General features: G+C 38.9%; 19 protein-coding genes. All 19 read left to right on the top strand.

The window, feature by feature from the left end:
- Positions 1-243: 243 nt before the first annotated feature.
- The 19 genes from HWV00_RS19830 (at position 244) to HWV00_RS19740 (ending at position 18,830) form a co-directional block, all read left to right on the top strand.
- Positions 244-1,617, top strand: a complete 1,374-nt coding sequence (locus HWV00_RS19830; protein WP_211684021.1) for an MFS transporter — start codon at positions 244-246, stop codon at positions 1,615-1,617.
- Between the two features lies 1 nt (position 1,618).
- On the top strand, positions 1,619-2,236 hold the full coding sequence (gene ssb / locus HWV00_RS19825) for a single-stranded DNA-binding protein (protein WP_211684019.1): 618 nt from the start codon (positions 1,619-1,621) through the stop codon (positions 2,234-2,236).
- 286 nt (positions 2,237-2,522) lie between these two features.
- Complete coding sequence (locus tag HWV00_RS19820) at positions 2,523-4,439, top strand: EAL domain-containing protein (protein ID WP_211684018.1); 1,917 nt, start codon at positions 2,523-2,525, stop codon at positions 4,437-4,439.
- Between the two features lie 149 nt (positions 4,440-4,588).
- On the top strand, positions 4,589-5,485 hold the full coding sequence (locus tag HWV00_RS19815) for a biogenesis protein MshI (RefSeq protein WP_211684016.1): 897 nt from the start codon (positions 4,589-4,591) through the stop codon (positions 5,483-5,485).
- Positions 5,482-6,081 carry a PilN domain-containing protein gene (locus HWV00_RS19810; RefSeq protein ID WP_211684014.1) on the top strand — a complete coding sequence of 200 codons (600 nt, stop codon included), beginning with the start codon at positions 5,482-5,484 and terminating at the stop codon, positions 6,079-6,081. Before HWV00_RS19815 ends, HWV00_RS19810 begins: the two co-directional genes overlap by 4 nt.
- Complete coding sequence (locus HWV00_RS19805) at positions 6,081-6,899, top strand: glucose-6-phosphate isomerase (RefSeq protein WP_255554842.1); 819 nt, start codon at positions 6,081-6,083, stop codon at positions 6,897-6,899. Before HWV00_RS19810 ends, HWV00_RS19805 begins: the two co-directional genes overlap by 1 nt.
- Positions 6,892-7,236 (top strand): MSHA biogenesis protein MshK, encoded by a 345-nt coding sequence (locus tag HWV00_RS19800; protein WP_211684012.1) that lies wholly within the window; start codon positions 6,892-6,894, stop codon positions 7,234-7,236. Before HWV00_RS19805 ends, HWV00_RS19800 begins: the two co-directional genes overlap by 8 nt.
- 15 nt (positions 7,237-7,251) lie before the next feature.
- The gene (mshL, locus tag HWV00_RS19795) at positions 7,252-8,865 is read left to right on the top strand and encodes a pilus (MSHA type) biogenesis protein MshL (protein ID WP_211684010.1); all 1,614 of its coding nucleotides are present in this window, start codon (positions 7,252-7,254) and stop codon (positions 8,863-8,865) included.
- Positions 8,865-9,761 (top strand): ExeA family protein, encoded by an 897-nt coding sequence (locus HWV00_RS19790; protein ID WP_211684008.1) that lies wholly within the window; start codon positions 8,865-8,867, stop codon positions 9,759-9,761. Before mshL ends, HWV00_RS19790 begins: the two co-directional genes overlap by 1 nt.
- Entirely contained in the window at positions 9,758-10,960 is a 1,203-nt protein-coding gene (locus HWV00_RS19785) for a lipopolysaccharide assembly protein LapB (protein WP_211684007.1), read from the top strand. The genes HWV00_RS19790 and HWV00_RS19785 overlap by 4 nt, the downstream gene beginning before the upstream one ends.
- On the top strand, positions 10,960-12,870 hold the full coding sequence (locus tag HWV00_RS19780; protein WP_211684005.1) for a GspE/PulE family protein: 1,911 nt from the start codon (positions 10,960-10,962) through the stop codon (positions 12,868-12,870). The genes HWV00_RS19785 and HWV00_RS19780 overlap by 1 nt, the downstream gene beginning before the upstream one ends.
- Before the next feature lie 22 nt (positions 12,871-12,892).
- Entirely contained in the window at positions 12,893-14,107 is a 1,215-nt protein-coding gene (locus HWV00_RS19775; protein WP_211684003.1) for a type II secretion system F family protein, read from the top strand.
- A gap of 250 nt (positions 14,108-14,357) precedes the next feature.
- A complete protein-coding gene (locus HWV00_RS19770) occupies positions 14,358-14,825 on the top strand; it encodes a type II secretion system protein (protein ID WP_211684001.1) in 468 nt (155 codons plus the stop codon).
- A 72-nt stretch (positions 14,826-14,897) separates the two neighbouring features.
- The gene (locus tag HWV00_RS21615; protein WP_211684000.1) at positions 14,898-15,389 is read left to right on the top strand and encodes a type II secretion system protein; all 492 of its coding nucleotides are present in this window, start codon (positions 14,898-14,900) and stop codon (positions 15,387-15,389) included.
- Positions 15,390-15,592: 203 nt separating this feature from the next.
- Positions 15,593-16,078, top strand: a complete 486-nt coding sequence (locus HWV00_RS19760; RefSeq protein WP_211683998.1) for a type II secretion system protein — start codon at positions 15,593-15,595, stop codon at positions 16,076-16,078.
- A gap of 69 nt (positions 16,079-16,147) precedes the next feature.
- Positions 16,148-16,633: a type II secretion system protein gene (locus tag HWV00_RS21610; protein WP_211683997.1), complete on the top strand. Its 486-nt coding sequence runs from the start codon at positions 16,148-16,150 to the stop codon at positions 16,631-16,633.
- Between the two features lie 241 nt (positions 16,634-16,874).
- Entirely contained in the window at positions 16,875-17,384 is a 510-nt protein-coding gene (locus HWV00_RS19750) for a Tfp pilus assembly protein FimT/FimU (protein WP_211683995.1), read from the top strand.
- On the top strand, positions 17,374-17,973 hold the full coding sequence (locus HWV00_RS19745; RefSeq protein WP_211683994.1) for a prepilin-type N-terminal cleavage/methylation domain-containing protein: 600 nt from the start codon (positions 17,374-17,376) through the stop codon (positions 17,971-17,973). Before HWV00_RS19750 ends, HWV00_RS19745 begins: the two co-directional genes overlap by 11 nt.
- Positions 17,973-18,830, top strand: a complete 858-nt coding sequence (locus tag HWV00_RS19740; protein ID WP_211683992.1) for a prepilin-type N-terminal cleavage/methylation domain-containing protein — start codon at positions 17,973-17,975, stop codon at positions 18,828-18,830. Before HWV00_RS19745 ends, HWV00_RS19740 begins: the two co-directional genes overlap by 1 nt.
- Positions 18,831-18,844: the final 14 nt, after the last annotated feature.

Below are 18,844 nucleotides of genomic sequence, written 5' to 3'. Positions count from 1 at the left end.
TCATTCTTTAGCTATTTTTATGGTTTAATCTTGTATTTTATTTTGTTTTCATTGTATTAACGATAAATCATGGCGTTTTATTTCAGGTTATTTTGTTAGTACGGCATTTTGCGGTTATTTTTGTTTTTTGTTAATGCTAAAGCATGGCGAGCGTTATTTTGTTTCTTTTAAATAATTTTTATTGTCAGCTGAGATGACGTGTTAATATGGCGGCGTAAATAATAAGAGGTTGATGGATTAATTATGGATAATGTAGCTTTATCTAAATTAGAGCAAAAAACAGCGATGTCGCTAGCGTTAGTATTTGGTTTAAGAATGCTTGGCCTATTTATGATCATGCCAGTTTTTGCTATTTACGGACGTGATTTAATTGGTTATTCACCGCTTTGGGTCGGTATTGTTATTGGTGCTTATGGGTTAACTCAAGCGATATTGCAAATACCAATGGGACAGTTATCCGATCGAATTGGTCGTAAACCGGTAATTATTGCAGGTTTAGGTTTGTTTTGTTTAGGCAGTATTGTTGCTGGTGTTGCAGATTCTGTTTATGGCGTTGCCGTAGGGCGTGTATTACAAGGTACCGGTGCGGTAGCCAGTGCGATCCTTGCTTTAGCGGCTGATATTACACGTGAGCAACAGCGACCAAAAGTGATGGCCGTTATTGGTATGTGTATTGGACTTTCTTTCGCATTCTCATTGGTAGCTGGACCTGTATTAGCACAATGGATTGGTCTGAAAGGGATCTTCTTTGTGACAGCTGGCTTGGCGATATTAGGCATGGCGGTTGTACATTTTATTGTGCCTAATTCGACAACTAAAGCCCCCGCTGGTGATGCGAGTACAAATAAACGTAAATTAAAAGCGATGTTGCGTGACCCGCAATTATTACGCTTGGATGTGGGTATTTTTTTACTGCACTTAACATTAACAGCTGTTTTTGTATCATTGCCATTTGAACTTGAAAATGCAGGACTGGTTGGTGAGCACCACTGGTGGATATATTTCCCCGCGTTATTGTTATCGTTTGTGTTAATGGTGCCAATGCTGATTATTGCCGCTAAAAAGAAAATGAATAAACAATTTTTCTTATTTGCGATTGTATTAATGGGTATTGCACTTTGTGTGATGGGGTTTGCAAATGGCAATTTATGGTTATTTGCACTTTCTATCGTATTGTATTTTACAGCATTTAACTTTTTAGAAGCCTCTTTACCCGCTATGATCTCTATGTCTGCACCTGCTGGTGCGAAAGGGTCTGCGATGGGCATCTATTCAACATCACAATTTGCGGGTGCATTTTGTGGTGGTATCATTGCTGGTAGTTTGTATTCTCAGTTGGGCTCGCAAGGATTATTCTTTGTTATCTCAGCGGTGATGATCGTATGGTTTGTTATTTCTTTAGGCTTAGAAAATGTAGGCCAAGTTAAAGCACATACCATATCTGTGACTATTGCAAACCAAAGAGAAGCTGAATTAATCGCCGAAAAGCTAATATCAATTTCCGGTATTAATGAAGCTGTAGTAGTATTAGAAGAGCAGGTTGCTTATTTAAAAGCGACCAAAGATTTTGAAATAGACCAGGCTTTGAACCTGGTTCGTGAACAGCACAGGAGCTAGCATGGCCAGTCGTGGCGTAAATAAAGTAATTATTCTTGGTAATTTAGGTAATGATCCTGAAATCCGCTCATTTCCAAATGGTGGCGCGGTTGCCAATCTAACAATTGCGACAAGTGAGTCATGGCGTGATAAGCAAACTGGCGAACAGCGTGAGAAAACTGAATGGCACCGTGTTGCTGTATTCGGTAAACTAGCTGAAATTGCTGGTGAATACTTACGTAAAGGTTCACAGGTATATATTGAAGGCGCATTACAAACGCGTAAATGGCAAGATCAAAATGGTCAAGACCGTTTCACCACTGAAGTTGTAGTACAAGGCTTTAACGGTGTGATGCAAATGATCGGTTCTCGTCAAGGTGGTCAACAGCAGCAAGGTGGTGGTTATAACAATAATAACCAACAACAAAACCAAAATGCAGGTTGGGGTCAACCACAACAGCCAGCAGCACCACAGCAACAACAAGGTGGTTATAACCAACAACCACAGCAACAACAGGCGCCTCAGCAACAAAGTTATGCTCCACAACAGCAAACTCCTGCTCCAGCACCTCAACAACAAGCTCCGCAACAAGGTTTCAACGAACCTTCTGCAGATTTTGATGATGATATCCCGTTCTAGATCCCCTATTTTATAGAAGTGTAAGAATAAACACTTAAAATAGAATGCATAAAGCCCCGATTTTTCGGGGCTTTTTTGTATTTACTGTGGGGTAATTATCGATAATTAATTATGCCTAACGTCCGCTTTGGTGTTTTTTATTGTGTTCATACCCCATGATATTAGTTTTTTATATGTTATTGCTAACAGAATGCAGTAGAATAATTAACTATATCGACATTATTTTGTCGTTACCATAATTTGTGTTTTCATCATGAATTTCTGATATAGGGATGTATAGGAATATATGAAATTTACCAACAAACTGATTGGTTTTATTGTGTTTTGTGTGCTGTCATCAGTTGGCGTGGTATTGCTGGGAGGCGGTGTCAGCTTACGCGGTCTTGCCATTGAAACTCAAAAGCAAAATATTTCTCGATTGATTGATGTGATGGACGAACAGCTGGCGATGGAAGACAGCGAGCCTCGCTTTGCGTTTTGGTTACCAGAGCTATTACGTGCACATTCAGTATTACAACTTACTGTCGAAAAAGACGGTATTGTCAGCTATGACTTTGATGCTCGTACGCCTGATACAGACAAAGTCACCTCTTTTTTAAAAGAATATCATTTCGATTTAAAAGCAAATAGCGACTTCAAAGCGAAAGTGATTATGCTTTCTCCTTATTATGCGATGGATTACCCGCCAGAATTATTTAGTGGTGTGAGTATTGGTTTACTCATTGCCATATTCGGATTAGTTATTGCCATTCACTTTCTTAAAAAGGGGATGTATGGCGCGGAATTACTCTCTAGTCGAAGTTATCAAATACTCAATGGTGATCATATTAAAGTTGCCGTGGGTTCTGAATTTGAATGGCCTAAAGCAACAAGTCGAGCATTTGATAAGTTAATAGCCGATCTTGAAGATACAAAACAAGAACGTAGTCGTTTTGATTCTTATATGCGTACAAATGCTTTTGTTGATCCTTCGACAGGGATTGGTAATCGAGACTTCTTTTTAAATCAATTAGAAGACATGCTTTCAGATCCTGGCGTTATTGCAGGTACTGCGATCAAAATTGAGCTCTATGAATTATCTCAACTCAATTATAACCATGGTGTCGCAAGTGTTGATGAGATGGTTAAATCGGTGAGCGAACTATTAAGTAAGTTTGTTGACCGCTTTACGGGATCTGTATTAGCTCGTTATCGTGGCGATCAGTTTGTTATTTTATTACCACGTATCACAGGGCCTGAATCTGAAATTGTGATGAAGCAATTGTACAAGTTACTTACCCGTGTGAGCTTATCAACACCTGTTGATTGTGATGAATTGTTCTATACCGGTGTTGCTATTTATAACTATGGTGAATCAGCAGAAGAGGTGTTAGAAAGTGTCGATCAAGCATTGAAGATTGCGGTATTACAGGGTTCTTCTGGCTGGTTCTTGTATGAGCAAGAAGAGCAGACACCTGTTTATGCAAAAGGCACGGTAAGGTGGCGTGGACTGTTTGATCGCACTTTTAAAAATAATGCGTTTCATTATGAAGAGCAATTAATTTTAAGCATGAAAGATAAGCAGGTACTGGGTCATGAAATATACCCAAGGCTACAAGATGAAAATAAAGAGTGGATACATGCTGGCGTGTTTCTACCGATGGCTGAAAAATGTGGTGTATTGAAGCGTATTGATCGTTTAACCGTTGAACGTGCAATTTCTAATTTAGAGAAAAACGCTCCCATTTCTTGCGGCATTAATTTAGATATCGAGAGTTATTTAGATAAGCATTTTATGCGTGAAGTATATTTAGATATTATTCGTCTGCCTGTTAAATCACGTGCGATGCTGCATTTTGAGATCCATGAATACCAAATTAATTATAATTTAGAGATGTTATTAGAGCCAGCCAAAAAACTGAAAGCCTTGGGTTGTTGCCTCGATGTAGACATGGTGGGTAAAGATGTCGTGAACTCATCGTATATTAAAAAATTAGATGTGGATGTTATCAAGATCCATCCTAGTTTAGTGCGTGATCTGCATAAGCGACAAATTAACCAGTTAGCAATTCGGAGTATTCTGGGTGGTACCGTTAACTTAGCCACTAGAGTTATTGCAGTGGGTGTTGAGTCGAAAGGAGAGTGGGACGCACTTAATAAACTGGGTGTTTATGGCGCGCAGGGATATTTTTGTAATCAACTCAGTACATTGGCTGAGTCTTAATGTTACTTTTCTGTGATGATTACGCTATTTAAAGGTGATAATATAATGCTAACCTCACACTTTGCTTACTACTTTAAGTCGATTAAAGTATGATGGTTATTGGCTTATTTTCATTCATTTATTCATTCATTTAGGTGCGACAGCTTTTTATGCGTATACCCTGGTTAAAAAATAGTAATACACAAGCAAAACTGGGTGTTTTTATTGCTAAACAGCGTGTTGATATTTGCGCCTTGTCGGCGAGCAATGATGCGATCTCAGTACTGGACTCAACTGCCTTCAATGATATTTCAGAGTTGGTTAAAACGCTGAGTGCAATGATTGTTAAGCATAAATTACAATCGTCAGCTTGCCATGTCGTATTGTCGAATCAATTGTACCAATTATTACAAATTGATAAGCCAAGTGTGCCTGATGACGAAATTGCCAGTACACTGCCTTTTATTGCCAAAGAGTTTATTAGTGAAGCAATTGATAGCGTTGTATTTGATTATTTTTCGGTACCTAATCAAAACAAAATTAACTTGGTTTACAGCTCTAAGAGCTTAGTTGAATTAATTATTACCGCGATAAAGCAGTCGAAGCTTGAACTCGTGACTATCGGTATTGAAGAGTTGGCAACTGCAAACCTTTTTAACACGAGCGCAGATACAGCTCGAAAAAGCACGCAAATGTTAATTGCCCAGCAGGATTATCAAGAAGTAAGTCTGACTATTATTTATGATAATCAGCTCTATTTTTCACGTCGTCTACGTGGTTTTTCACGATTACGTGATCTACAAGAAAGTCAGCTTGATACATCTTTGTTAGATAACTTTAGTTTAGAGATTCAGCGTTCAGCGGACTTTGTTGTTAGCCAATTAAAACTACCTGAAGTTAAAGAAATAAACTTGGCACTACCGAGTATGATTCTAGAACCGTTAATTTCACGCTTACAAATTAACTTTACGATACCTGTTACGCCATTAAAGCATGCGTACATTGGTGATAATGTTGATACTGGCTTTTTACCGGCAATTGGTGGAGCGTTGGAAAAATCGTCATGAAAAATCGCGTAAATTTATATACACAGGCATTTAGGCCCAAAAAAGAATATTTAACATTAACACAATCTGCTGTGATGATTGCTGTCACGTTAGTGTTAATGCTGATCCTTGCTTATATGGCGGAAACTGATAAAGCCTTGCTGGAAAAGCAAATTAAAATAGCAAAAAACCAATTAATTGAACAAGAAGCCGAAGTGGCTGATTTGTCGAATCAAGTCTCGCTACATATTCAGAACCCGGCATTAACGCAGCAGTTAGACTTATTACAAACACGCTTACAGTATCGTGATGAATTACTTGTTCAGTTATCAGATTTAGCATTAGTGCAATCAAGTGGTTTTGCTATTTTAATGTCGGACTTGGCTTCGCAACGTGATAGAGATATTCGCTTAAATCAAATTCGTTTATCGGGTGACAAAATGACACTAACAGGGATCGCGAGAACACATGAAGCTATTCCACGTTGGATCCGTAAATTCTCTCAGGGTAAATCATTACAGGGGCGAGAGTTTAATTTATTAAATATTAATCGGAACAGCGATGATGTGATTGCGTTTACGTTAACGAATCAGGTCGTCGCTGAGGTAACTGAATAATGCAACAACATTGGCAGACAATGAAAGCTAAGTTCAGCTTATTATCAATGCGTGAACGTTCATTATTGGTTGGCTCGCTGTTTATTGCGATTGTTTATCTTATCTATAGTTTATGGCTGGAACCTATTTATATACAGAATCAAAAATCAACGTCGAAGTTGTCATCATTAACACAGCAGCAGCGACAATATGAATTTGATAAAGCTGAACTACTGCAAGCGCTTGCTAGTGATCCGAATAAAGTCGTTAAGTTACGAATCGCACGAACAGAAGCTGAACTCAACAAAGCAAATGGTAAATTAACCGATTTAACTGCGGATTTAATTAATTCAAATCAAATGGCATTAGTACTGGGCGATGTATTAAGCCGTGCTAAACGTGTGAAATTGATCGCGATTGAATCATTACCTGTGACAACGATTACTGGTAATAACAGTGCAAGCGATGAGGTCGAGAATAAGGTCGAAAGTACGGTTGAGAATAAACCTAAATTTGCGAGTGCGAATGGCCAAGATCTTAATGCGAATAATATTATTAAGAGTGATGAAATATCAAAAAATATAGATGCTGCGCTTGCTAAACCTGAAGCTGCCGTCACGGTGACATCGGATTCTGAAGTATTGCTTTATCGTCACGGTTTACGTATTACGATGACAGGATCATTTTTTAATATTCAAGCTTATTTAAATACGATTGAGCAATTACCAAAAAAATTCTATTGGGACGTTTTTGACTATCAAATGCAAGATTACCCAACTGCACAAGTGGTGATGGAAATTTATACCTTGAGTATTAATAAGGAATTTATTCGTGGTTAAATTATTACTACCAATGCTGTTATTGATACTTACGAATGTTACTTACGCTGGACAAGGTGTGATTAATGGTAATGTTCTTGATGATCCAACTGGCCCTTGGGGAGCTGTGGAACCTGTTATTCGAGCTCAAGCGAAGGCAAAAGTGAGAGTACCAAGTTTACAGGCGATCTTTGTCCGAAATAATACACATATTGCGATTATGAATGATAAAGAAGTACAAGCGGGAAGTTGGGTTTCAGGTTTTCAGGTGCGCCGTATTACCGACGATTTTGTCTATTTCGTACGTAAAAATAAAGAATTTAGATTGTCATTATTTGGCAGTAAAATTAAACATTAAGGCTCAAAATTAATTATGAACAAGTTGTATCTTGCTATTATTGCTGGTGTATTTTTAACGGGTTGTGAAACAACGCGTAGTTCACTCGAGCCTGTTGTTATTAAAGAATCAATTCAATCTGAGCTTGATCGTGCTGACAGTGCTGCGCAGGAATGGACAGTGCCTGATGACGTCAATGCCGAGTTATTACCAGGGTTGGAAGGCGGTGATCATCTTAACCGTCCTGTGATTGAACCTCGTATGGATATTGCCGCTAAATCAGTTTCAGCGAGACAGTTTTTTGGTTCGCTTTTAAAGGGAACTAAGTACAACCTGACTGTCAGCCCTGATGTGTCTGGACGTGTTACTGTTGTATTAAATGATGTCACGATCGAAGAGACGATGGATGAAGTCGCCGATATGTATGGCTATGATATTCAGCGTCAAGGTAATACGTACCGTGTAAATGGTGCTGGTATTCGTACCGAGATTATTCCAATGAACTATTTGTTGATGAAACGTAGTGGTTCATCAAACAGTTCGATTAGTTCTGGTTATCTAACAGATAGTAACTCATCTGACAGCAGCAGTTCTTCGGATGATAGTTCTTCTGATGATGACAACTCATCGTCATCATCATCGAGCAGTGTTGGTACTGAGATCTCAACAAAAACAGAAACAGATTACTGGACTGAATTAGAAAATACCTTGTTGGCTTTAACTGCGAATAAGCGTAATACGCAAGTTATTATTAGTCCTCAAGCAGGCCTAGTAACAGTGCACGGTTATCCAAAAGATATTCGTAAGATCAAAGACTTTTTAGCAAAATCTGAAGCTCAATTACAACGCCAAGTATTACTTGAAGTTAAGATAATGGAAGTCACATTAAATGATGGTTATGAGCAAGGTATTGATTGGAATGTAAATAATGGCGATGTAGCGACTAAATCATCGTTTAAATTTGATGTTACAGATATCACGGATATTGCTTCTGGCGGAGGTGTATTGACCTTAGCGGGTAATGATTTTAGTGCCGCAATCAATTTGTTAAAAACGCAAGGGGATGTAAACGTATTATCAAGTCCTCGTGTAACAGCGTTAAATAATCAAAAAGCAGTGATAAAAGTAGGCCGAGATGAGTATTTTGTTACTGGCTATTCAACAACGACATCAACAGAAACAAAGCAAGTTGAGCAAGATATTGAGATAACACCCTTTTTCTCAGGCATTGCATTGGATGTGACACCACAAATTGATAGCGAAGGCGGGGTGTTATTACATGTTCATCCTTCTATTATTGATGTAACGGATTCAAGTAAAACCGTAGCAGGTACTGAGCTACCATTAGCAAAAAGCGATGTGCGTGAAACAGATACAGTTGTAAAAGCCAAAAGCGGTGAAATTATCGTGATTGGTGGCTTGATGAAGACTGCAAATAAAGATCTCGTATCAAAAGTGCCTTTCTTAGGAGATATTCCTTGGTTAGGTGAGTTCTTTACAAACCGCTCGCAATCAGCGCAGAAAACAGAACTCATTATCTTAATCAAACCAGTGGTTGTTGATCAAAATACGTGGCGCTTAGAGTTGGAACGCTCTGCGGAATTACTTGAACAATGGTATCCAACAAAACAAAAAAATGAGAAAGGCTAATGTATAAGTCTCATTTTGGCTTGACTGAGGTACCGTTTGGTCTGACTCCAAATACGCAGTTTTATCATCCGTTAGTACCGCATTTTGAGGCACTACAAGTGCTGACAACTGCGCTTGCTAGTGGTGAAGGATTCATTAAGGTAACGGGTGAAGTTGGCACAGGTAAAACACTTATCTGTCGCAAGTTATTGAATGAGTTGGGTGATAACTATGTGATTGCATATTTGCCTAATCCTTATTTAACACCGAGTGAAATGCGTGCGGCAATTGCTAGCGAACTTGGTATAGATGCAAGTTTAGATCAACACCAATTAACTGAAGCGCTTAACCATCAACTAATCGCGCTATCGGCCCAAGAAAAACAAGTGGTGCTATTGATTGATGAAGCGCAAATGCTACCGCATGAAACCTTAGAAGCTTTGCGTCTAATCAGTAACTTAGAAACTGAAAGTAAGAAATTAATGCAAGTGGTGCTATTCGGTCAGCCTGAATTAGATGTGCGCTTAAAACAAGATAACTTACGTCAATTACGTCAACGTATCACTTTTTCATACCAACTTCGTCCATTATTGGTTAATGAAACGGCAAGTTATGTTGAGCATCGCCTTGCTGTATCAGGTTATCGTGGTGCACCTTTATTTGAACCTCGCGCATTGCGTGTATTACATCAAGCAAGTGGTGGTATACCGCGTTTAATCAATATATTGGCCCATAAATGCTTGATGCTAAGTTATGGATTAAACAATCGAAATATCACCACTAAATTGGTTAAACTCGCCATTAAAGATACTGATAGTGCGATTCAACCGCGTAATTTGCGTTTGCCTATCTTGGTGAGTGTGCTGGTGCTTGAAATGATATTAGTGATTTGGTGGTTTGGGGAGTCAATGCTGTGAGTGTTATTAATCAAATGTTACAAGGCCTAGATAAAGGCGCTCAGCAGCAACAGGTACAATCGAAACAAGGTGCTGTCGTCGTTGCAACACCGCGTAATAATACAGCCATGATATGTTTAGTCATTGCAATTGTCGTCGTTGGTTTACTTGGCGCTTATCTGTTTGTACAAAAGCAAACTGCTGCACAGACGCAAGCGGCTTTACAGAAAAAAACGGTAGCAGAAAAACAAACGGTATTAGCGGAACCAATGATTAATACTGCCGCGCTACCTGTTGTTACTGATAATACGAATAAAGTAGATGACGTCAGTATAACAAACGATTTAATAGATAAACCGGTGTTAGTGGCGTCTGCTGAAAAGCAATCTACACACGTAGCTGCTGCTGTGGCTACCCCTGCTATTAAGCCTGTTGCGAAAGTTGAACCCGCTAGAGTGGTGACAGCTCAGGTTGTTGAGAGCAAGCCTGTACTCGCGGCACCAGTTACGCGAGTGAATAACACGGTTGTGCCAGACCCTATCGAGTCAAAGCCTCAAGTTATCGAACCTACGCGCTCGATGGATACAACGAATGTGCTCACAGCCGAAGAAAATACAGTGTCAATTAAAGCGGTGACGCGTACGCCTGTCGAGCAAGCTAAATTATATGCAAAACAAGCGGAATCAGCATTACTCGCTGGTGATAAAGAACGTGCAAAAAAACTGTTCCATAAAGTACTTAAATTAGATCGAAAGCATAATCTCTCACGTGAAAAACTGGCAGCATTATTATATGGTGAGCAAAGAACCCAATCTGCGGTTAACGTATTACAAGAGGGCTTAAGTCTCTCGCCAAGTTATTCAAATTTCCGTTTGATGCTTGCCCGTATTTATCTGCAAAAGAAAAATAAACCGCAAGCTTATTATTATTTAAAGCCGCATCAGCCTGAGATTGAAGATAATCTTGATTATTACGCTATCCTAGCTGGACTTGCACAGAATCTGAATGATTTAGATACGGCACTGATTACTTATAAAAAACTGACGGAGTATGAACCTAATCGCGCTAAATGGTGGTTAGGACTGGGCATTACCGCAGATAAAGCGAAGCAAGTAAAACTGGCATTGTCGGCTTACCATACTGCTCAAGAAATGGGGCAGTTGTCTGCGTCTTCACGTAATTATATTAATACACGTATTGCTCAGTTGGAGAAACAGTAATGGCACAGTTGAAATTAAAACAACGATTGGGTGATTTGCTTGTTGGTGAAGATATTATCACCGACGCTCAGCTTGGTTTAGCCCTTAAAGAACAACGTAGCAGTGGGCGAAAGCTAGGTTCAACACTGATCCACCTTGGGTTTATTACCGAAGAGCAATTGCTTAACTTTTTATCTCGTCAGCTAAATATTCCATTTTTAGATATTTCAGCATTAAATATTGCACAGAAAACAGTCCTTAAATTACCGGAAGTGCATGCACGACGTCACCGCGCTTTAGTGGTTAAATCCGAAGATAATAATTTAACCGTGGCATTAAGTGATCCTGCAGATTTAAATGCGGTTGAAGCGATATCAAATTTATTGTCGCTGTATCATTTAGACTTTGCAATCGTACGAGAAAGCCAATTATTACCCGCTTACGACCGCTTGTATCGTCGTACCAAAGATATTGAAACATTTGCTGGTCAGCTTGAACATGAGCATAAACCAACGCAAGAATTTGATATTTTCCGTGATGTTGATGATGCATCGAATGAAGCTACGGTTGTTAAGTTCCTTAATTCCGTATTTGAAGATGCGGTACAAGTTGGCGCATCTGATATTCATATCGAGCCAGATGAAAAAGCACTGCGTATTCGTTTACGTGTGGATGGTATTTTACAGGAAAACATCCTGAATGAAGTCGCGATCGTACCCGCGCTGGTATTACGTCTAAAGCTAATGGCTGGTTTAGATATTTCAGAAAAACGTTTACCGCAAGATGGTCGTTTTAACTTAAGTGTACGAAATCAATCTATTGATGTGCGTATGTCAACGATGCCAGTGCAGTATGGTGAATCTGTTGTTATGCGTTTACTGAATCAGGATGCCGGTATTTTCCAGTTAGAAAGTACAGGGATGCCCTCCGATTTAATTAAACGTTTACGTGGGCTGATTCGTCGACCTCACGGTATGGTGCTGGTGACAGGGCCAACCGGTAGTGGTAAAACAACCACATTATATGCTGCATTAAGTGAGCTAAATGAACCGGGTAAAAAAATCATCACCGTTGAAGATCCGGTGGAATACCGTTTACCACGAATAAGCCAAGTTCAAGTTAACCCGAAAATCGGCTTAGACTTTGCCCATATTTTACGTACTTGTTTACGTCAAGATCCTGATATTTTATTAGTGGGTGAAATGCGTGATAAAGAAACGGCAGAGATTGGTTTACGTGGCGCATTAACGGGTCATATGGTGTTATCGACACTGCATACGAATGATGCGATCACATGTGCATTACGTTTAATGGATATGGGCGCACCTGGTTACTTAATTGGTGCTGCATTGCGTGCCGTTGTTGCTCAGCGTTTAGTGCGTAAGCTATGTAATCAATGTAAAAGTACACACGAACTGGTTCGCAGTGAGCAGTATTGCGTCGAGCGAATTGCAAAAGAACCACTTGGCACAGCTAGCTTTCATCGTAGTGTTGGCTGCCAAAGTTGTAACTATACCGGCTACCGTGGTCGTATTGGTGTATTCGAATTATTAGAACTTAACGATGCGATGTGTGATGCGTTACGACGTGAAGCGCCTGATGAGTTTGCTGTTGAAGCACGTAAAACAAAATATTATCGCCCATTAGTATTATCGGCATTGGACTTTGCTAAGCAAGGTTTAACCTCTATTGAAGAGGTATTTAAACTGGCCGATGAACTCACGCTTGATGAGCAGAATATGGATAACCCAGAAACAAAAGTGGAATACAATTCAGAAGATATGATCGAGACTGAAGTATTACCTTCGGATACCATAGGTGCAAATATCGCATCGGGCATTCGAGAGCTCGATCAAGTTGATAGCGGTGATATTAAAAAGATTTTACGTTTAGCTGAAGTGGTTAGAGCGCTGGATAAAAGCGGTTTATAAATGGAATTATTAGGGTTAGAAAATGCCAAGTTTTACGTATAAAGGCCGTGATATCCAAGGTAATGCTGTTTCTGGACAACAAGAGGCGCAAAACCAAGATGTACTTGTCGAATCATTAATGCGTAAAGGGATCACCCCTACGTCGATTAGTGAGTCTAAAGGCAATCGTGATATTGATTTTAGCCAACTGTTTACGCGTAAAGTCCCGCTTGCAGAGTTAGTTATCTTTGCGCGTCAAATGTATTCGTTAACACGTGCTGGTATTCCAATGATTCGCGCGATTAAAGGTTTATCAGAATCGAGTTCTCACGTTAAATTGAAAAATGTGCTCAATGATGTGGTTAGCCGATTAAATAATGGTACGACCTTGTCTGCAGCGATGAACGCACATCCGGAAATGTTTGCGTCTATTTTTGTGTCCATTGTGCGTGTCGGTGAAAATACCGGTCGTTTAGATGAATCATTTTTACAAATCTCAAATTACCTTGAATTAGAAATGGATACAAGACGCCGTATTAGTAGTGCGATTCGTTATCCTATTTTTGTATTAATCTCTATTTCAGCTGCGCTAGTGATCTTAAATATTTTTGTGATACCGACATTCGCAAATATGTTTAATAAGTTTGGTGTAGAACTGCCTTGGGCGACACGAGCATTATTAGCTTCATCAGCTTTCTTTGTTAACTATTGGCATTTGATCATCGTTGGCGTGATAGTCAGTATTTTTGGTTTTAAATATTACATTAAAACAGATAAAGGGAAGTTGAAGTGGGGACTATTTTATATCCGAATCCCCATTGTCGGCCCTGTTATTGAAAAAACCTTACTATCGCGTTTTGCACGTAGCTTCTCGCTGATGCTAAAAGGCGGTGTCCCGCTGAATAACTGTTTATCGTTAGTGGCATCGACGGTTGATAATGCGTGGATGGAAGTACGAATACTTGCGATGCGCTCGGGTATTGAAGAAGGTAAGAGTCTCACTATCACAGCCAGTGAAAGCGGTATGTTTACACCACTTATTTTACAGATGATCTCTGTGGGTGATGAAACGGGTCAAGTGGATGATTTGTTATTAGAAGCGGCACAGTTCTATGAACGTGAAGTTGATTATGAACTGCAATCGCTAACGGCTAAGATTGAACCTATATTAATCGGCATCGTTGCTGTGATGGTACTAATTCTAGCACTCGGTATCTTTGTACCGATGTGGGATATGATGGGTGTTGTTCAAGGGTAGTTCTTGATACCTATTTAGTTATATTTTCGCTGTGTTGTTTTTATGGTTTTTTTACTTATATTAAATACTATTATGCTTAGTAGATATATTGTGATTTAGCCACATTAATAAAAAAAAACTAGTGAAAATATTATTTTTTTGGCATAGTATCGAAAAAGATACAGGTACGTACATTAATGTAAATTATGTGGATGTCTTTATCTTTGTATGTCTATGTAATTTATAAACAAAGTGATTTGGAGTTTTAAAAATGAAAAAACAAAATGGTTTTACACTAATCGAATTAGTGATCGTAATTATTGTACTTGGTATCTTAGCTGCGACAGCTGTGCCTAAGTTCATCAATCTACAAGATGATGCTAAAGAATCTGCTCTTAAAGGTGCTGAAGCTGCAATTCATAGTGCTGCTAATATTTCTTATTCTAAATCAGCGATTGATGGTATTGAAAAAACTAGCGGTCCTGCTGAACCAGCTAAAGGTACAGTTGCTACAAAAGCTGGTTACCCTACGGCTGAAGGTATTATTGCTGCGGTTGAGTTAAGTGGCTTTACTGCTTCTTCAGCAGGTACAACTGCAACATTTACTTTAGATAATGCTGGTTCAAATACTAATGACTTTTGTCAATTGACATATATAGAAGCGACTGGTGCTGGTAATGACTATCAGTTGTTCTATGGCGATTCTAGTTCGAGTGCTGCAGCTCCTACTTGTGGCTAATTCCTAGTTGATCTTAAAAGGGCTTATTTCGATAAGCCCTTTTTTATATTTAATAAATAGCAGGATTGAATAATGAAAAAACAAAATGGTTTTACACTCATTGAATTAGTGATCGTAATTATCGTACTTGGTATCCTAGCTGCGACAGCTGTGCCTAAGTTCATTAATCTACAAGATGATGCAAAAATTTCTGCAATGAATGGTGTTGAAGCTGCTGTACATAGCGCTGCTAACATTGTTTACTCTAAGTCTGCAATTGATGGTAGTGAAAAAGTTGACGAGACATCTGTAATCAAAAAACCTGTAGTTGACGATATTAAAATTACTTATGGTTTTCCTACTGCTGCTGTAGGCGGTATTGATAAAGCTGTTGAACTTTCTGGTTTTGTCGCTAAATTTGTAGATGCAACTCCTTCTATCGGCTCAAATATCTCATTTGTATCAGCAACTGAATATGCTGATGAAGATCTTTGTCTACTTTATACAGAAGCAACGGCTTCGAATACATATAAGCTAGAAAAAGGTAAAGTTAAGACTAATGCTTGTGTTGTTCAAGCTTGGTAATGATGAGCGTTTAATATATTCGTTGTATAAAAAAGCTTGCCTCGGTAAGCTTTTTTTATATGTAAAGTGGTGTTCCTCCATCAGTTATGTGAGACTTATAACTTCAAAGTTATTATTTATCATTGGTTTAAGCTGCTTTATGAGTTGACGCTTAAACCATATGAAAGTCTTATTTTTAATATGGAAATATAAAGGATTACTATATGAAAAAACAAAATGGTTTTACACTGATCGAATTAGTGATCGTAATTATTGTTTTAGGTATCTTAGCCGCAACAGCGGTGCCTAAATTTATTAACTTACAAGATGATGCAAAAGAGTCTGCAATAGCTGGTCTTGATGCTGCCGTACAAAGTGCATCTGCTATTGTTTATAGTAAAGCTACAATTGATGGTGTTGAAGCTAATGATCTTGATACTATTGTAGAAGGTATTGATACCGTTTATGGTTATCCAACAGCAACAACAACTGGTATTGTTGAGGCTCTTGAACTATCAGGATTTACTACTAGCGCAGTAGTCTCTCCAGTTCAACGCACTCGAGGTACTACTGGTGGTACTATTGTTATCGTATCAAGCTCAGATGATGCAGTAGGTGACGCTTGCTTACTCTATACTGAAGCTGTTATAACAACGCCACCAACGAGTGAACTTGGTGTTATTAGCGGTACTGCATGTAAGATTAAATAATCTTATTTACTTCTAAAAGGCTTATTTCGGTAAGCCTTTTTATATAATACAATAAATACTGGTGCGTTAATGAAAAAAAATAATGGTTTTACCCTGATTGAATTAGTCATCGTTATTATTGTATTGGGTATTCTTGCTGCGACAGCAGTGCCTAAATTTATTAATCTACAAGATGACGCGAAAGAGTCTGCGTTGAAAGGACTTTCTGGTGCGTTGAATAGTGCTGCGAATATTGTTTATGCAAAATCGGCAATTGACGGTAATGAAAAATTAGAAGATCAAGTTGTGAGTAAACTTACCTCTGGTCGAATTGAAACTAATTTTGGTTATCCTAAAGCAAGCGATGCAGGTATCCGTAAAGCCGTTGAAGTAAGTGGTTTCTCTAATTCAACATTTACTCATCAATCTCTGACTGCAAAGGCAGTTGTGTTTTACCTCACAGATGGCGAGGAGACTGGTGCTTGTACGTTAGTTTATCAAGAAGCGACTTCGAGTGCTGGCTATCAAATGTGGTTTGGTACAGATACAAAATTAACAAGTCCTGATTGTAGCTAATTATCAGTTGCTTACTCATTAAATAAAAAGGCTTACTTCGGTAGGTCTTTTTATTGTTTTCGATATCTATTTATAAACTCTTAGTGCTTATCCCCCCAAGTTTATTTTATGTGTACTTTACCTCGATTAATGTACTGATATTAATGCAAGTGTATTAATTTTATAATATTATCAAACTCAGTATGGGAAGGGATCTAATACCTAGCATCCACTATCATGAATCTTACTCGGTGCTAAGCAGATGTATAAAAAGTTGGGTTTTACCCTCATTGAATTAGTCGTTATTATTTTGCTAACAGGTATCTTAGCTGCGACAGCGATCCCTAAATTTATAGGTCAGGATGGTTTTGAAACAGAAACGTATCGTGATCAACTCCTGCAATTAACTAAAACGGTACAGCAGCAAGCCATGAGCTGTGGCGAAGCTTGTCGTAGCACTCGTGTTGATAATCCTTATGCTTGTAATCGCGTTGTTATTACTCCTAGTCGTTTTGGGATCCCAACCAATTGCGGTTCAACCTTACCTAATACATTTGCAGCCCCACACTTAGGAATGAGTATTACTGAGGCCGCAACTACTAGCGTTAATTTTTCTATTTCTAACACAATAGGCACAACCGTCATTGAGTTTAACTCCTTTGGGGTTGAGAGTGGCTGTGACGTAAATAATCTAGGTTGTACTATTTATATTAAAGGCAGTGACACGCTCCAACTCAATATCGAAGCACAAGGTTTCATCCATGAAAACTAATTCAACGCCAAGCGACTCTAAAACACGAAACCAGCGTGGTTTTACCTTGATTGAGATTGTTGTTGGTATTGTTGTTCTTGCTGTCGCTCTGACGATCGTTAGTGGTGTTTTTTTACCGCAAGCGAGTAAAACGACCACACAAATGTACCAAATAAAAGCGACAGCATTAGGTAAGCGAATTATGGACCAAGTGCTAATCCGTTATTACGATGACGCGAGTACAAGTTCTGGTGGCTTTATTCGTTGTGGTGAAACGGTGTTAACGTCGGTGCCATTTCCTTGTAGTTCAGACTTAGGTATAGAAAAAGAGAGAGGGGAAGTGAGCTCTGCCCCCGACAGCTTTAATGATGTTGATGATTATAATGTCTATTGCCATGATCAAACGGGTTATGATCCGAGTGCAGCACTAGGTTATTTCACTGATAAATACCCAGGTTATGGTCTGCAAATTTGCGTATCATTTGCGGCGGATAAATTTGATCCAACTCTTGGTACCGGAGATATCGATATTGCAAAAAGAATCCAAGTTACCGTATTTATGCCCGATGATGATTCAATTCAGTTAACGGCATTTAAAGGAAACTACTGATGATTGACTTTAAATACAACGAACTCAAATACCACGAACTTAAATACGAAGAGTCTAAGCAGACCGGTTTTACACTTATCGAGCTAACAATCGTGATCCTTTTACTCGGTATTGTTGGCATGTTCAGTAGTCGTTTCATTAGCAGTAATGTCGTGCTTTATCAGACTTCTGTTAATCAGAATGAGCGTCTAAATGATGCAAGATTTGCTTTTAACCGCATGGATAAAGAACTTGATTCAGCAGTTGCCTTTAGTTTAAGAGTTAATAGCGATAATACCTGCATTGATTTTGTTCCTTTTACCGCTGCTGGGCAATATCTGGGTAATGTTGTTGGGCAGGCTACAATGTCACTGATCATGGACCAGAAAACGCGGTTGAATGCGGGAACCAATACATTTAAAGATCAATATGTCAGTGTATTAACCACAGATTCTGATGACTTTTATTCATTACCAACGGCATCATCTCCGAGTACCGTCGCCCAAATTGCGAGTTATGTAGCAAGTTCGGGCGCAAACCCAACTCAAGCAGAGGTGACCTTCGCGAGTGGCGACCGATTAATTAGAGATTCATTAGTGTCTCGGTATTTTATTGCCGAGAATAAAGTGCAGTATTGCTTAGTTGAAATTGGTAATTCAATGCGTTTATTTCGAAACGAAGGCGCATTATCAGTACCGGGTTACTCCCTAGATAAGCGTGCCTTAATGGCTGATAACTTGAGTACCGATAGCACGATGATATTGTCACCAGCGAGTCGATTCCGTAACGCAATTTTAGACCTTAATTTTGGTTTTAAACTACGTGACGATAGCGTTATTTATTTTGATCATCAATTGGTCATGAGTAATGTTCCATAACCATAGAGCAATCA

Source organism: Moritella sp. 24 (assembly GCF_018219155.1).
In the GTDB taxonomy this organism is placed as follows: domain Bacteria; phylum Pseudomonadota; class Gammaproteobacteria; order Enterobacterales; family Moritellaceae; genus Moritella.
This window is presented reverse-complemented; position numbering and strand designations above follow the sequence as displayed.

What these genes read in the sequence shown, in the direction of transcription:
- HWV00_RS19830 (WP_211684021.1), top strand. Translation starts at nt 244, where the DNA reads ATGGATAATGTAGCTTTATCTAAATTAGAGCAAAAAACAGCGATGTCG.
- ssb (WP_211684019.1), top strand. Translation starts at nt 1,619, where the DNA reads ATGGCCAGTCGTGGCGTAAATAAAGTAATTATTCTTGGTAATTTAGGT.
- HWV00_RS19820 (WP_211684018.1), top strand. Translation starts at nt 2,523, where the DNA reads ATGAAATTTACCAACAAACTGATTGGTTTTATTGTGTTTTGTGTGCTG.
- HWV00_RS19815 (WP_211684016.1), top strand. Translation starts at nt 4,589, where the DNA reads ATGCGTATACCCTGGTTAAAAAATAGTAATACACAAGCAAAACTGGGT.
- HWV00_RS19810 (WP_211684014.1), top strand. Translation starts at nt 5,482, where the DNA reads ATGAAAAATCGCGTAAATTTATATACACAGGCATTTAGGCCCAAAAAA.
- HWV00_RS19805 (WP_255554842.1), top strand. Translation starts at nt 6,081, where the DNA reads ATGCAACAACATTGGCAGACAATGAAAGCTAAGTTCAGCTTATTATCA.
- mshL (WP_211684010.1), top strand. Translation starts at nt 7,252, where the DNA reads ATGAACAAGTTGTATCTTGCTATTATTGCTGGTGTATTTTTAACGGGT.
- HWV00_RS19790 (WP_211684008.1), top strand. Translation starts at nt 8,865, where the DNA reads ATGTATAAGTCTCATTTTGGCTTGACTGAGGTACCGTTTGGTCTGACT.
- HWV00_RS19780 (WP_211684005.1), top strand. Translation starts at nt 10,960, where the DNA reads ATGGCACAGTTGAAATTAAAACAACGATTGGGTGATTTGCTTGTTGGT.
- HWV00_RS19775 (WP_211684003.1), top strand. Translation starts at nt 12,893, where the DNA reads ATGCCAAGTTTTACGTATAAAGGCCGTGATATCCAAGGTAATGCTGTT.
- HWV00_RS19770 (WP_211684001.1), top strand. Translation starts at nt 14,358, where the DNA reads ATGAAAAAACAAAATGGTTTTACACTAATCGAATTAGTGATCGTAATT.
- HWV00_RS21615 (WP_211684000.1), top strand. Translation starts at nt 14,898, where the DNA reads ATGAAAAAACAAAATGGTTTTACACTCATTGAATTAGTGATCGTAATT.
- HWV00_RS19760 (WP_211683998.1), top strand. Translation starts at nt 15,593, where the DNA reads ATGAAAAAACAAAATGGTTTTACACTGATCGAATTAGTGATCGTAATT.
- HWV00_RS21610 (WP_211683997.1), top strand. Translation starts at nt 16,148, where the DNA reads ATGAAAAAAAATAATGGTTTTACCCTGATTGAATTAGTCATCGTTATT.
- HWV00_RS19750 (WP_211683995.1), top strand. Translation starts at nt 16,875, where the DNA reads ATGTATAAAAAGTTGGGTTTTACCCTCATTGAATTAGTCGTTATTATT.
- HWV00_RS19745 (WP_211683994.1), top strand. Translation starts at nt 17,374, where the DNA reads ATGAAAACTAATTCAACGCCAAGCGACTCTAAAACACGAAACCAGCGT.
- HWV00_RS19740 (WP_211683992.1), top strand. Translation starts at nt 17,973, where the DNA reads ATGATTGACTTTAAATACAACGAACTCAAATACCACGAACTTAAATAC.